The organism is Actinoplanes sp. NPDC049548 (assembly GCF_040676695.1).
Lineage (GTDB): Bacteria > Actinomycetota > Actinomycetes > Mycobacteriales > Micromonosporaceae > Actinoplanes.
Genome location: NZ_JBFAPM010000001.1, coordinates 73,856 through 87,372, shown reverse-complemented (window position 1 = coordinate 87,372; position 13,517 = coordinate 73,856). Strand labels below are relative to the sequence as shown.

The following is a 13,517-nucleotide window of genomic DNA, read 5'->3' as shown; positions in this document are numbered from 1 at the left end:
TTCGCGTACCCTGCTCACGTGAGCTCCTGGATGCGCAGACGCGATCACAACATCTTCGCCAATGCGACGTCGCTGCTGATCTGCGGCCTGCTGGCCGGCGTCGTGGTCGCCGCCGCGGCATTCCCGGCCGTGGCCATGTCCGGACTGGCGGCCAAGGCCGGGGGCCAGACCTTCGCAAGTCTCCCCAGTGAGCTCAAAGCGGCGAGCGCGCCGCAGATCAGCCGGATCTTCGCATCCGACAACAAGACTCAGATCTCGGTCTTCTACGACGAGTTCCGCAGCGACGTGCCGCTCAACAAGATCTCGCCCAACATGCAGCACGCGATCATCGCCGCCGAGGACCACGAGTTCTACAAGCACAACGGCGTCGACCTCAAAGGCGTCGCCCGTGCCGTGGTGAGCAACAAGAGCGGCAAGTCGCAGCAGGGCGCCTCCACCCTGACGATGCAGTACGTACGCATGTCCCTGGCGTACTCGGCGACGAACCCCCAGGAGGTCGTCGACGCCACCAAGGACACGCCCAAGCGCAAGATCACTGAGATGAAGTACGCCATGCAGGTCGAGAAGGAGCTCACCAAGGAGCAGATCCTGGAGCGCTACCTCAACCAGGCGCCCTTCGGTAACCGCGCCTACGGCGTCTACGCCGCCAGCCAGGTCTACTTCAAGAAGAAGCCCGACACGCTCACGGTCGCCGAGTCCGCCCTGCTGGCCAGCATGGTGAAGGCCCCGACCGCGTTCAACCCGACCACCGCCAGCGGCTACCCGCAGGCGCTGGCGCGGCGCAACTACGTCGTCAACGACATGCTCGAGCTGAAGTTCATCACGCCGGAAGAGGCGAAGAAGGCCACCAACACCAAGATCAGCCGGAAGGTCCAGGGCGTCGGCAACGGCTGCGTCTCCGTGGCGAAGAACCACTGGGGCTTCTTCTGCGACTACTTCTACCGGTGGTGGCTGAGCCGCAACGAGTTCGGCGCGACCACGTACGACCGGGAGCGGCGGCTCAAGAGCGGCGGCTACCGCATCCAGACCTCGATGGACGTCAAGGCGCAGAACGCGGCGCGGGAGAACATCCTCGACCACATCAAGGACAAGAACAAGAACGCCCTGCTCCTGGCCGGCATCCAGCCCGGCACCGGCAAGGTCCGCGCGCTCGCCGCCAACCGCCGCTTCAAGCTCGACGACCCCGAGCACCCGCAGAACAAGATCTCCTCGGACCCGCGCAAGGCGAAGAAGAAGATCCGCGGCACGTACCCGAACACCACCAACCCGCTGCTCACCGGCGGCGGCGACATCACCGGCTACCAGGCCGGGTCGGTGTTCAAGATGTTCACCATGGTCGCGGCGCTGGAGAACGGCTACCCGCTGGCCTACTCGATCAACGCGCCGGCCCGGTACGTCTCGAAGTACATCATCGCGCCCGGCCCGTCGACGTGTAACGGCAAGTACTACTGCCCCTCGAACGCGTCCAAGAACGAGGCGGGCATCTTCAACATGTGGACCGGCTTCGGTGCGTCGGTCAACACGTTCTTCGTCCCGCTGCAGGAGCGGGTCGGTGCCGAGAAGGTCGTCGACGTCGCCAAGCGCTTCGGCGTGCAGTTCCGGGCGAAGCAGGACGCCGACTTCGCCGCCACGGAGCAGTCCGCTCATCAGTGGGGTGCCTTCACCCTCGGCGTGTCCTCGTCCACACCGCTGGACATGGCCAACGCGTACGCGACGCTCGCCGGCGACGGCATGTACTGCACGCCCACCCCGGTCGAGCAGATCACCTCGCAGGACGGCGAGAAGATCGACGTCGGGCAGCCGCACTGCACCCGAGCCACGTCAGCCGACGTAGCCCGAGCCGCCCTCGACGCGGCCCGCTGCCCGGTGGGCGACTCGGCGCAGCTCGGCAACTGCCGCGGCCGCACCGCACCGCAGGCCCACGGCATCATCCGGCACCCGATCTACGGCAAGACCGGCACCACCGACCACGACAAGACCGCCGCCCTCATCATCGGCAGCAGCTCCCTGACCGTCGCCGGCTACCTCGTGAACCCCGACTATCAGGACCACTCCGACCGGATGTCCCACCAGATCGTCAACCCGGCCGTGTGGAACACCATGGCGGACTACCTGGACGGCAAGCCCAAGGTCCAGTTCAAGAAGCCCGAGAGCCGCAAGATCTCGATCGGCGACCAGCGCTCCATCCCGGACGTGACCTGCGCGACCATCGACGGCGCCCGGGCCCGCCTGGAAAGCGCCGGCTTCAGCGCCTCGGTCGGCACCGAGGTCGAGTCGGACTGCCCGAAGGGCACGGCGGCAGGCACCAACCCCAGCGGCCGGACGATCAAGGGCGGCTACGTCAGCATCGAGGTCAGCAAGGGCAAGGACGACGACAAACCCCGCGATCCCAAGCCCGGCGACGGCGGCATCATCTTCCCGCCGCCCCGGCGCCGGTAGCCCTCCAGCGAGGACGGGCGGGTCACCCTCCGAGGGTGGCCCGCCCGTCTGCTGTCCCCGTACGGGATCAGCCGAGCTGTTTGCGCACCGCGGCCGCGACCCGCCCTCCCTCGGCCCGGCCCGCCACCGCCGCCTGGGCCGCCTTCATGGCCGGACCCATCTGACCCTTCCCGCTGAAGCCGCCCGCCCGCAGCGCCTCCGCCACGATGCCGTCGATCTCCTCGTCGCTGAGCTGAGCCGGCAGGTACCGGTCGAGGATCTGCCCCTCGGCGTTCTCCTTGGCGGCCTGGTCGGCACGGCCGGCCCCTTCGAAAGCAGTCGCGGCCTCCCGGCGCTTCTTCGCCTCCTTGGTCAGCACGGCGAGCACCTCATCGTCGGACAGCTCCCGCGCGGCGTCCCCGGAAACCTCGGCATTGCGCACCGCGGCCAGAGCCATCCGCAGCGTCGACGTGGTCAGCTCGTCGCGGCCCTTCATGGCGGCACGAAGGTCATCGTTCAGGCGGTCTTTCAGCGTTCCCATGGACGGTCAAACTACTCTGGCCTCCATGCGCAAGCGCCCCTTTATCGCCCTGGCCGCCACCGTCACCGCCGCCGGCGGCGCCACCTTCGCCTACGCCTCCCTGGTCGAGCGCAACATGTTCACGCTGCGCCGCCTCAACGTCCCGGTCCTCGAACCGGACGCCGAACCGCTGCGCATCCTGCACCTGTCGGACCTGCACATGATGCCGAACCAGCACCGCAAGCAGGCCTGGGTCGCCGCCCTCGCCGGCACGGACCCCGACCTGGTCGTGGTCACCGGCGACAACATGGCCTCCCCGGACGCGGTGCCGGGCGTCCTGCGCGCCCTCGAGCCACTGCTCACCGTCCCGGGAGCCTTCGTGTTCGGCTCCAACGACTACCGCGGCCCGGTCTGGAAGAACCCGCTGAGATACGTCCTGCCGTTCTTCTCCTCGGACGAGTACGTCCAAGGCGTCGACCTCCCCACGGAAACCCTCCGCCAGTCACTCCTCGACGCAGGCTGGGCCGACCTCAACAACGCCCGCACAGTCCTCAAGGCAGGGGGCCGCTCGATCGAGCTCGCCGGCGTCGACGACCCCCACGTCGACCGCGACGACTACCCCTCGGTAGCCGGCCCCGTCTCCCCCGGCGCAGACCTGCACATCGGCGTGACCCACACCCCAGCCTCCCGAGTCCTCGACGCCATGGCCGCCGACGGCTTCTCCATCCTCCTGGCCGGCCACACCCACGGCGGTCAGGTCTGCATCCCCGGCTACGGAGCCCTCACCACCAACTGCGACCTCCCCCACTCCATGGCAAAGGGCCTGCACCGCTGGCCGGGCTCCGAATCCTGGCTGCACGTGTCCGCAGGCCTGGGCACCCACCCCACAGCCCCGGTCCGCTTCGCCTGCCGCCCCGAGGCGTCGATCCTCACGCTGATCCCGCGCTGAGGGCCCCTGAGCTGCGCTTTTCGGGTGTGGGGGATACCGATTTCGCCTGCGGGAGGACGTCGGATACTATTGCTCAGCACGCATCGGGGTGTGGCGCAGCTTGGTAGCGCGCTTCGTTCGGGACGAAGAGGCCGTCGGTTCAAATCCGGCCACCCCGACCACGTAGGTGCAGGTCAGGCCCGGTCACCGGAAACGGTAGCCGGGCCTGATGCCATTTCGGCGCGGTTTTGGGACGGAGCCTCCTGCGAGCGGCTCAGAGCGCCTGGAGCAGCCGGTCGAGCCCACCTACCGGAGAACGCGGCGCGAGCGCCTTGCGTGCGCGCAGAGCGTCGTTCACTGCTCCGTGAGCCCGTCGCAGAGCGCCCGGCGCATCGTGGAGGTGATGTGGGAGTAGCGCGATCCCACCGAGCCGTCAGCGTGCCCCATCCGGTCGTCTTTGAGCTTCTGCGGCACCCCCATCTCGTCCATGTTCGTCTTGTGGGAGTGCCGCAGACCGTGCGGAGTCAGGCCGGGCGCGAGCGGCAGCCAGCGTGCGTCAGCGCGCCCGGCGGCACCTCGGCCGCGCGCGGGGATGCCGGGCCCCGGATAGAGCCCGTCGACAGTCTCGACGAGCTCACGGAACGGGCTCACATCATCCTGAGTCTCTGCCCTCCAGCCGCTGCCCAGAGCGTGGCCTGCGCCGTTGCTGAGCGCAACTTTGCCGGCGTCTATGTGGAGGCCAACGCGGTCAGTCCCGAGCAGATGGCTCGAATCGCTGCGCTATTGGGCAAGTCTGCCCGCTCCGTGATCGATGGTGCGGTTGTCGGCTCGCCGACGAGCAGCGGGAAGCAGACGCGGTTGTACTTGGCCGGCTCACCCGATGCCGTCTTGCAGGCGGAGAATCTCTCCAGAGGCAGCACGGTGGCGACGACGGTTCTAGGGGCGGAGATCGGGCAGGCATCTGCACTGAAGCTCGCGTACAGCTCGTTCCAGAAGGCAGCCCGCGTTCTCGCGGCTATCGCGTTCGGCGCGGCACGAAGACACGGCGTGGACGATGCGCTGCTTGACATCGCCAGGAAGCGGCCGGGGAGCTACCTAGTCGAGACGGAATACATTGCCGAGACCGCTGCCAGGTCGTGGCGATGGGGTCCGGAATGGACGAGGCTGCTGACATGCCGGCAACCGCCGGGTTGCCGGACGAGATGCTGCGGGCGGCTTCCCTCACCCTTGCTCGATGGGACCGAAGTAGAGACCTGGCCGGCTTGACGCCCGACGAGGCCCTTGACCGCCTCTTTTTCTCGTGAGGCCCGCCACGCCCTGCGACAGAGTAAGGCCCCATACCAGGGCAGCCATGGACGATATCGGCAGGGACCGGAACGTCCCCGCACCCTAGAAGCGAAGCCGAAGAGGCCAACATTCTGAAAGCGCCGATCGAACGCCCCCCTACTGCATCAGTTCCGCCGACTCGCCGTGCGCTGGAAGCACCCGCCTCGACATCCACGACGCCTTCGTCAGCCTCGCCTGCCTCCCGATTTGCTGGCGCCGACCGCTCAACCGGAAAGGCAGAGATCTCATAAGGAGCAGTTAGGCGCGTCGGTCGATTCGTTGCCAGTAGGTCGTCGTTCGATCAGCAGGCGTCGAGACCTCCGGGTCGGTGGAGAGTTGCAAACTCCCACACCTTGCCGGAGGTCTACTGAGCAATCAAGCCGGTATGCAGTGTCGCCAATGTTTATTGGTAATACGCACTTCGACCAACACCTGCGGGCACCCAACTCGGGCAGCGTAACGTCGGGCCGTGTGACCGACTGGCGCTAACGTTTTTGCGTCGACGTCCGCTCAGGAGCAAGGCGTATCACTCGGCATACAGGACCCAGAATTGGTCGGCGCCCAGCCCGCATTCCCATTGAATGATCTGCGTTCCGTTGGCAGGGTTCCCACCTCCGGCGACCGCAAGACATTTGCCACTCCCGCGATTGACCAGGCGGAAATAGGGGCCACCCTCCCACCAATCTATGTACCATTGCTGGAAACGGTTGGCAGCGCTGTACTGCCACTGGATTATGCGCTCACCATTCCTGTTATTATTTCCGTTTACGGTTAGAGCTTTCCAGTCCGGCGTGCCTGCATTCCGGAAACTGTAAAACCCTTCCGAATTTCGAGCCAAGCCCCATTGCTGGTCATACGTTGTGGTGCCATCTGGCTTGAACGACTGGGTCCACTGAATGACATTTGCGCCATTCCCCTCGTTCGAACCACCCTGGATCGCCAAATACTTAAAGGTCTCCCAATTTTGGACCCTGTTCCATCCGCTACTGAGGGCCTGGGCTGTTGCGCCGCCGCCGCCGGGCGGAGTTCCCTTGGACGCTGAAGAAGAGGTTTGAATGATGGAAGTAGCTAACAGCCCAGCAGTGATCGCAGCTGTTAGTCGTTTGATGGTGAAAATGTCGCCGCCTCCAATCGATTCTCATCGTTGAGTCGAGCCGAACGTTAGCAGGTCCGGCGTGGACGCGATGCCCCGTCGAGAGTGGTCCGGCTCACCGTCAATGGCCTGGCAACCCGCTACGACAAGCGAATCGACTCCTACCAGGCCACCCTCGACCTCGCCGAGACCCTCGACTGGCTCCGCGCCGCGCCCGACCACCCCTCATGATCGGTCAGGTACGACCTAGCCAACTTTGGGGCGAACCTTGGGGCAGCCTGCCGCAGGTGAGCCTTCATCAACCAAAGCAGACCAACGCACGCCAAGGCATCTGACCAGCAAGCATTGGTGGGACCACACTCAAAGAAGGCGGCAGGATCCTCATTCGGTACGAAGAGGCCGTCGGTTCAAATCCGGCCACCCCGACCACGTAGGTGCAGGTCAGGCCTGGTCACCGGAAACGGTAGCCGGGCCTGATGCCATTTCGCTCCAGCTGCTGTCGCTGGCGGAGAGTACATTCCGGCGGCTGTCGCGGGTGGCCGTCTGTATGCTATGACAGCCGGATGGCCGCACTCCCTCGTCGTCTTCGCCTCCGTGATGACCTCGCAAAATGACCCGGGTGCCTCCGGCTCCGGCCCGGAGCGACGTTTGAGAAGTGCATGTCAGAGCCGGTATTCCATTCAGGGCTGCCAACCCTGACGCATGTCTGCCCTCGTGAAGTTGATGCTGAGCCGAGCCTAGCGACGCGAGCCGATGCCGCGATTACCCTGCGATGGTGGCAAGCGAGTTCGAGCGAGCGTTGCGGCTGATGCGTCGGCATGACCCGCAGCTGGCCGAAGACGGCTTCCAGTGGCTGTCGCAGATCGCCGGAACGCACGTTGACGAGCTGATCGTGGAGTTCGGCCGGGAGACGGACCACGGGCTGCGGTGCTGGCTTCTGGAGCTCATCGGGCGCACCCGCTCACCGCAGTCGTTCGACCTGCTGGCCGCGCAGCTGCACAGCGAGGACGAGGCGCTGCGCGACTGGGCCGCACGGGGTCTGCAACAGCTGGACACGAAGGAGGCCCGGCGGGTGCTGTGGCAGCACGCGCAGAACCAGCCGTCCGGGGCGGAGCGACCTGTTTGACGGTGCGGCCGGCATGCGCGCGGGGCGGGCCAGTCGTTGACTGTCCCGCCCCGCGGCCGGTTACTTCGGGTTCTGTTGTCAGTTCTTTGCCAGTGCGGTTCCGACGAAGTCCGCCGCGGCGCCGCCGGTCTTGAGCAGCGCGATGGCCGTGCCGGTCGGGGTGGGCCCGCAGATGCCCTGGCCGGCGGTCGCCAGGCTGTTGACCACCAGGACCAGCTTGCCGGCGGCGGTCACCGTCAGAGCGTCACCGGAGATCTTGAGGGTCAGCTTGTGCGCCGTCGTCGCGCTGAGGCCCTGCACCACGTTGGAGGTGGCGAGCGACGTCGTGCACGTCTTGCCCGCTTGCCGCTTCCGCAGTACGTACGTGTACTGGCCGTTGGACTTCACCAGCTGGACGACGTAGCCGCTGGTGCCCTGAGCCTCGCGGGTGGCGCGCAGAACCACGCCGTAGCCGCTGCCGCTCTTGAGCGTGGCGCTGGTGTTGAGGGTCAGGTCGGCGCCGGGGGTCCTGGCGTCGAGCACCTCGGCGTCGCCGTACGAGGACAGCTGCACCGTGGCGTCCGAGATCTGGGCCTGGCCCTTGACGAGGATCCAGTCCGCGGCGGACAGCAGCTGCGAGCTGGGGGTGAAGCTGCGCAGGGCGATGTCGTCGAGGTAGAAGCTCTGACCACGCAGCAGCTCGCCGACCTCGAGGAAGGGACCGGCCGAAACGGCGCCGGCGGGGGCGGTGAAGGTGCCGCCGGAGGGCTTCCAGTCGCCGACCGTCTTGCGCAGTCGCTTGGTGCGGGTCACGGCAATCTTCTCGCCCTTGGCGTTCCACCAGGCCACGCCCAGGTTCCACTGGGTCGCCTGAGTAGTGGCGAAGCCCTGCGCGGAGACGACGACCTGCTGGCCGGCGACGGTGGGGATCGCGCGGGCCAGGCCCGGGCTCGCGGTGATGTTGTTGCCGATGCTGTCCTTCGTCGCGGTGACGGCCATGCTGGTGGAGCCGTCGTAGGCGATCTTGTCGGTCATCAGGACGACCGGCAGGCTGGTGGCCGGGTAGACGCCGTGCCAGTCGGCGGTGCCCTCGACGAACGACACCCCGACCGAGCTCATCGTGAGGGCACCGTCGTTGACGAAGACCTCCTCGTTGAAGAGCTCGGAGCCGTGGTCCTTCGGGTCCTTCGAGTTGCGACCCAGCACCCACAGCCGGTAGCGGCCGCTGGGCACGTTGTCGAAGGACACGGCCAGCTCGGAGCCGTTGGTGACGGTGCGCTCGTCGCGGTAGGTCCAGCCCTCGCCGGGCAGCAGGCAGATGGTCAGCTGGTCCTGGCTGGTCGCAAGGTCGTTGTGCAGGTTCACGGTGACGTCGTGGCCCGAGGAGGTCACCGTGATCGGGTACGCCGAGGAGACGAGCGGAGTGCGTACGGCCACGTCGACGAACTCGATGTCCGCGTCGACGGACTGCCCGGCGTTGTTGACCGCCCGCACCGAGTACACGCCGGTCGACTTGGCCGGGAGGCTGAGCGTGGCAGTGGTGACGTCACCTGCGTCGACCCAGGTGCTGACCGTGCCCTTGCCGGAGCCGATCAGGTATCCGGTGACCGCACTGGAGCCTGCCCAGCTGGGCTCGGTCCAGGACAGCACGATCTTCTCGGGCGCCTCGGGGTCGCGGACGGCCGTGAACCAGCGCGGCGCCGTCGGGGTGTCCCCGCCGATCCGCGCCGTCTCGACCAGGCCGGCTCCGTCGCGGGTCACCGCGGCCACGGACACGTCATAGACCCGGGTGGTGTCCAGGCCGGGAACGCCGAGGCTGGTGCCCGACGTGGTGTAGGTCGTCTTCGCGCGGGTCAGCACGTCGACGAAGCTCACCTGGTAGTTCAGCGTCGGGTTCAGACCGGTGCGGCTCGGCGCGGACCAGTTCACCTTGATCCCGCCGCCGGGGAGCGACGCGCTCCACACGTTGACGGGCGGGCCGGCCAGCACCGGGTTGACGGTCAGCTCGTCCGAGGTGGTACCCATCGACGCCGCGTTCTCGGCGGTGACCCGGACCTGGTAGATCGTCATCAGGCCGGAACCATCGACGGCGAAGCTGGTGGCGGTGCTGGGCACGGTGTAACGCGACCGCTTGCCGTCGGCGAACATCGACACCACGTAGTGATCGACCGGCCCGGTGGCACTCGTCCAGCTGACCGTGAAGTCCCGCACGTCAAGGACCGAACGGACCGCGCTCAGGCCGGTCGGCGCAGTCGGGACCGAGCCGGCCGCCATGGCCTGCATGGGCGTGGCGACGCCGATCGCGGAGGTCATGACGACCGCAGCGAGGCCACCGACGCCGATTCTGTTCCTGCTGAACGTCCGAAGCGACATTGTCATCCAAATCTTCGAGCCTCGCCCTGCGCCGCAGAAGCGGCTGTCCGCGGGGGATGCGGACCGGCGATGTACTGGAGCATGCATCGGCGGCCCGTCTTGGGAGCTGAGCAGAAACCGGCCGTGATCCGGACCTCACCTGGCTGTCATTGCCGTCGCCTCGCGAAGATTCTAGTATTTTGCAATACGACTGCATTGCAACCCAAGGAGACGACCATGGCGGGTCCGGCACGCCGGGCGGTCGAGATGGAGATCGCGATGTGGCGCAGCCTGGTCCGATGGCTGCTCCGCCGCCCGGCGCCCTTGAGCGCGGGCGACGTCCCGTTCCCGTACCTCGGGGTGGTGAAGCCGATCCTCGGGATCTTCATCGCCCTGTCGATCGTCGAGATCCCCATCCTCGACCTCGTCATCCGCAAGGTCGTGCCATGGCAGCCGGCCCGTTGGATCATGCTGGTCATCAGCATCTGGGGTCTGCTGTGGATGCTCGGGCTCTACGCCGGGATGAGAATCAACCCGCATGTGGTCGGCGCGGCCGGCATCCAGGTGCGGATGGGCCCCACGCTGGGCTTCACGATCGCCTGGGCGGACGTGGAGTCGGCGACCAGGCGTCACCGGACGATGCCTTCCGCCAAGTCGGTGCAGATCGAGGACGACGCGCTGCACATCGTGGCGGGCAGCCAGACCAGTGTCGACCTTCGGCTGCGCCGGCCGATGACCTTCCACCTGCCGAACGGCGAGACACCAGCCGTCCAGGACGTGCGGGTGTACGCCGACGACCCCGACGCTTTCGTGCGCAAGGCGCGTGAAGTGAGAGCATCTGCCGGTGCCCGGAAGAACCGACCTGCAGGAGGGTAGGACCGCATGACCGGAGACGACGTCTGCGAGGTCGTCATCACGGCCGCCGACGCGGAATGGCTGGCCGGCTTCACCCGGCGCCTGGTCGAGGACCGGCTGGCGGCGTGCGGTCAGCAGGTCGCGGCGATCCGGTCCATATACCGGTGGGAGGGCGCTGTTCACGACGATCCGGAGGCGCGGGTCGCCCTGCATACCCGCGCCTCGCTCGTACCCGAGATCGTCGCCCGGGCCGACGCCGAGCACCCGTACGACGTCCCGTGCGTCTTCGCCCTGCCGATTCTGGCCGGGAACCCGGCCTACCTGCGCTGGGTCCTGGCCGAGACGCGCGGCTAGGCCGCAGCTTCGAGGTCTGCGCGGGTCAGCAGCGCGCGCAGCTGGATGCCCTCCGCGGACAGGGCCTCGGCGCCGCCCTCCTGCCGGTCGATCACGCAGAGGGCGTGGTCGACGTGGGCGCCGAGCTTGCGCAGGTCCATGGTCGAGAGGACGACCTGGCCGCCGGAGGTGACCACGTCCTCGACCACCAGCACCCGGCGGCCGGCGACCTCGGCGCCCTCCGCGAGCCGGGCCGTTCCGTAAGCCTTGGCCTGCTTGCGGACGAACGCGCAGGGCAACTTGGCGTGCCGGCCGAGCGCGGTCACCACGGCGATGCCGCCCATCTCCAGGCCGGCCAGCACCTCGGTGCCCTCGGGGATGAGCACGGCCATCTGCTCGGCCAGCTTGTCGAGCAGCACCGGGTCGGACTCGAACTGGTACTTGTCGAAGTATTCGGTCGCGGTCCGCCCGGAGCGCAGAACGAACTCCCCGGTCAGCCGGCTCACGTCGCGGACCTGCCGCGCAAGGTCAGAGTCACTCACAAGGACACAGCCTTTCACCCCGGTCCGGCGGGCGGCCGGGCGGGTGCTCCGGCGCGGTTCACCCGTACGCGTAATTGCCCGAACGACTGGGTAGAGGTTTGTCTAGATTCGACTAATTTGCGGTTTATCGAACGTCGACCCTTTGAAAGGCTTGTCGTGACACCCTTCGCGCTGCTCTTCCTGATCGCCCTCGCCGGCTCGTCGTGTTTCGCCATCGGCCGCGCTCTCGGCCGCGGTGAACGCTACGAGAAGGGTTATCGCGAGGGCTTCCGCGACGGCGAGACCGGTTCCCTGGCCCGCGCGGCCCGGCTGATCCAGCTCAGCGAACGCCGTTCGATCGCGCCGGCCGTGGAGGCCATGCTCGTTCCCCACCCGGTTCCGCAGCAGGCGGCGCCGGCCATCGTGGGCATCCCGGCCCGTCCGCAACTCGCGCTCTAGACACATCGAAAACCGACGGGGGTACGGCCAGAGCGGCCGTACCCCCGTCATGGTTTCGATCAGCAGGAGAGGTTGCCGCCGGGGCTGACGCCCAGGATGGCGGTGAACCGGTTGTACGCGTCGACCCGGCTCTGGACCTGCGCCGGATTGCCGCCGTTGCACTCGAGCGAACCGTTGATGCTGCGGATGGTCTCGCCGAACCCACGGCTGTTGACCATCGCGTCGTGCGAGGTCATCGTGCCGGGGCCGCGCTGGGTCATCCAGTACCAGACGGCGGTCTGGTAGGCGACCGACGCCTCGTTCTTGACCCGGTCGGGGCTGTGGAGCAGGTCGATACCGAGCGCGTCACCGGCAGCCTTGTAGTTGAAGTTCCAGCTCAGCTGGATCGGCCCGCGACCGTGGTACGCCGACTGCCCGGCCGGGCACCCGTACGACTGGCTGGCGTCGCAGTAGTGCGGCCAGTTGGCCTGGTTGATCTCCTCGACGTAGACCAGCCCGCCGGACTCGTGGTTGATGTTCGCCAGGAACGCCGCGGCCTCCTGCTTCTTCACCGTGGCGCTGCCGGTGGCCGTGAAGGCGGGGAACTTCTTCACCGCGTCGATCAGACCCGCGTACGAGTAGAACCCGATCCGGTTCGGGAACATCTGGTTGAACTGCGCCTCACTGACCGGGAAGCCGGTCGAGCCGCCACCGCCGCCGGGAGGCGGAGGGGGAGGCGCAGTGGTCCCGCCGCCGCCACCGCTGCACGTGAACGGCTCCCAGTACCAGGTGCTGATGACGGGGTCGTAGCCCGGGTTCTCGTGCTTGGCCCGGTAGTAGTTCCCGTTCGTGTACTTCACGATCGAGCCGGTTGCGTAGAACGTGCCGGCCGCCCAGTTGGGGTGGTTGCAGGCGGTGCCGCCGCCACCGCCCCCCGGAGGCGGGGTCGTCGCGCCGCCGCAGCTGCCGGTGTCCTGCCAGACGCCCGAGCCGCCGGTGCTGGGCGCCTCGTGCTGGGTCCACCACTTCGCGGTCCAGTTGTGGCTGTTGTACGACACCTTCGCGCCACCGGTGTAGACAGCGCCGTTGTTGTACGCCGCAGCACAGGCCTCCGCCGCATTGGAGGACGTCATGGGGATGACCGCGGCGGCCGCACCGGCGACAGCGACACCGGCCGTCGCCATGATCGCCAAGAGCCTTTTTCTGGGCATGGTTCACCGTTCCGCATCGAGGGTGGGGGACGGACATCGACTCAACTAGATCCACGTCGGCCCGGTCAACTTCTGTTAGGAAACTTCAGGGATTCTTTAGAAACCGATCCGCTCCCGCCCGGTTCCTCCGGGCTCGCCCCGGGCAAGCCGGCAGAAAAGGTGTGACCCGCCTGCTGCCTCAAGCCGCCCCCACGGAGCGGACGGCGTCAGACAGCCGAGGCCACAGTCAACGACGTGACCACGGACGCGGCGGCGGTAAGCCGTGCGGTGTCGGACTTGACCAGCAGGCTGAGTTCAGTGGCGGACGCCCAGCGACTGGCATCGTCGGTGATGGGCGAGCGGGTCACGCCGGCGGTCCGGACCCGAGGCCCGGTGACGACCGCGAGGGACGGGGTCGCGAACTCCACATCGGAGCCG

General features: G+C 67.4%; 11 protein-coding genes, 1 tRNA gene and 1 pseudogene. 7 read left to right on the top strand and 6 right to left on the bottom strand.

The features are described 5' to 3' along the window. Positions 1–18 precede the first annotated feature (18 nt). Positions 19–2,439, top strand: a complete 2,421-nt coding sequence (locus tag AB0J80_RS00415) for a transglycosylase domain-containing protein (RefSeq protein WP_364698727.1) — start codon at positions 19–21, stop codon at positions 2,437–2,439. Between the two features lie 67 nt (positions 2,440–2,506). Here AB0J80_RS00415 and AB0J80_RS00410 read toward each other — a convergent pair whose 3' ends face one another. Next, a complete protein-coding gene (locus AB0J80_RS00410; RefSeq protein ID WP_364698725.1) occupies positions 2,507–2,959 on the bottom strand; it encodes a GatB/YqeY domain-containing protein in 453 nt (150 codons plus the stop codon). Between the two features lie 25 nt (positions 2,960–2,984). Between AB0J80_RS00410 and AB0J80_RS00405 the strand changes: the two genes are divergently transcribed. Both AB0J80_RS00405 and AB0J80_RS00400 read left to right on the top strand, forming a co-directional pair. After that, on the top strand, positions 2,985–3,887 hold the full coding sequence (locus AB0J80_RS00405) for a metallophosphoesterase (protein WP_364698723.1): 903 nt from the start codon (positions 2,985–2,987) through the stop codon (positions 3,885–3,887). A gap of 84 nt (positions 3,888–3,971) precedes the next feature. Beyond that, a tRNA-Pro gene (locus AB0J80_RS00400) sits at positions 3,972–4,048 on the top strand. A 92-nt stretch (positions 4,049–4,140) separates the two neighbouring features. On the opposite strand, the pseudogene AB0J80_RS00395 reads toward AB0J80_RS00400, so the two are convergent. Then, a pseudogene (locus tag AB0J80_RS00395) lies at positions 4,141–4,472 on the bottom strand (tyrosine-type recombinase/integrase); the annotation flags it as partial. Between the two features lie 1,246 nt (positions 4,473–5,718). Further along, positions 5,719–6,249 carry an RICIN domain-containing protein gene (locus tag AB0J80_RS00390; protein ID WP_364700111.1) on the bottom strand — a complete coding sequence of 177 codons (531 nt, stop codon included), beginning with the start codon at positions 6,247–6,249 and terminating at the stop codon, positions 5,719–5,721. A gap of 808 nt (positions 6,250–7,057) precedes the next feature. Between AB0J80_RS00390 and AB0J80_RS00385 the strand changes: the two genes are divergently transcribed. Next, positions 7,058–7,411, top strand: a complete 354-nt coding sequence (locus AB0J80_RS00385) for a HEAT repeat domain-containing protein (RefSeq protein ID WP_364698721.1) — start codon at positions 7,058–7,060, stop codon at positions 7,409–7,411. A gap of 78 nt (positions 7,412–7,489) precedes the next feature. On the opposite strand, the gene AB0J80_RS00380 is transcribed toward AB0J80_RS00385, so the two are convergent. Then, positions 7,490–9,703, bottom strand: coding sequence for a fibronectin type III domain-containing protein (locus AB0J80_RS00380; RefSeq protein WP_364698719.1), 2,214 nt, complete (start codon positions 9,701–9,703; stop codon positions 7,490–7,492). A 276-nt stretch (positions 9,704–9,979) separates the two neighbouring features. Here AB0J80_RS00380 and AB0J80_RS00375 point away from each other — a divergent pair, with 276 nt between their 5' ends. Then, positions 9,980–10,618: a hypothetical protein gene (locus AB0J80_RS00375; RefSeq protein WP_364698717.1), complete on the top strand. Its 639-nt coding sequence runs from the start codon at positions 9,980–9,982 to the stop codon at positions 10,616–10,618. 6 nt (positions 10,619–10,624) lie between these two features. Beyond that, entirely contained in the window at positions 10,625–10,951 is a 327-nt protein-coding gene (cutA, locus tag AB0J80_RS00370) for a divalent-cation tolerance protein CutA (RefSeq protein WP_364698715.1), read from the top strand. Here the strand turns inward: cutA and pyrE are convergent. Beyond that, positions 10,948–11,472 carry an orotate phosphoribosyltransferase gene (gene pyrE / locus AB0J80_RS00365; protein WP_364698713.1) on the bottom strand — a complete coding sequence of 175 codons (525 nt, stop codon included), beginning with the start codon at positions 11,470–11,472 and terminating at the stop codon, positions 10,948–10,950. The two genes, cutA and pyrE, sit on opposite strands and share 4 nt — an antisense overlap. A 156-nt stretch (positions 11,473–11,628) precedes the next feature. Between pyrE and AB0J80_RS00360 the strand changes: the two genes are divergently transcribed. Further along, positions 11,629–11,910 (top strand): hypothetical protein, encoded by a 282-nt coding sequence (locus AB0J80_RS00360; RefSeq protein ID WP_364698711.1) that lies wholly within the window; start codon positions 11,629–11,631, stop codon positions 11,908–11,910. A gap of 59 nt (positions 11,911–11,969) precedes the next feature. On the opposite strand, the gene AB0J80_RS00355 is transcribed toward AB0J80_RS00360, so the two are convergent. After that, positions 11,970–13,100 (bottom strand): glycoside hydrolase family 19 protein, encoded by a 1,131-nt coding sequence (locus AB0J80_RS00355; protein ID WP_364698709.1) that lies wholly within the window; start codon positions 13,098–13,100, stop codon positions 11,970–11,972. Between the last annotated feature and the right edge of the window lie 417 nt (positions 13,101–13,517).

Bases quoted from the DNA above. Each gene is read 5' to 3' on its own strand.
- AB0J80_RS00410 (WP_364698725.1), bottom strand. From the start codon at position 2,959: ATGGGAACGCTGAAAGACCGCCTGAACGATGACCTTCGTGCCGCCATG.
- AB0J80_RS00405 (WP_364698723.1), top strand. From the start codon at position 2,985: ATGCGCAAGCGCCCCTTTATCGCCCTGGCCGCCACCGTCACCGCCGCC.
- AB0J80_RS00385 (WP_364698721.1), top strand. From the start codon at position 7,058: ATGGTGGCAAGCGAGTTCGAGCGAGCGTTGCGGCTGATGCGTCGGCAT.
- AB0J80_RS00380 (WP_364698719.1), bottom strand. From the start codon at position 9,703: ATGACCTCCGCGATCGGCGTCGCCACGCCCATGCAGGCCATGGCGGCC.
- AB0J80_RS00375 (WP_364698717.1), top strand. From the start codon at position 9,980: ATGGCGGGTCCGGCACGCCGGGCGGTCGAGATGGAGATCGCGATGTGG.
- cutA (WP_364698715.1), top strand. From the start codon at position 10,625: ATGACCGGAGACGACGTCTGCGAGGTCGTCATCACGGCCGCCGACGCG.
- AB0J80_RS00355 (WP_364698709.1), bottom strand. From the start codon at position 13,100: ATGCCCAGAAAAAGGCTCTTGGCGATCATGGCGACGGCCGGTGTCGCT.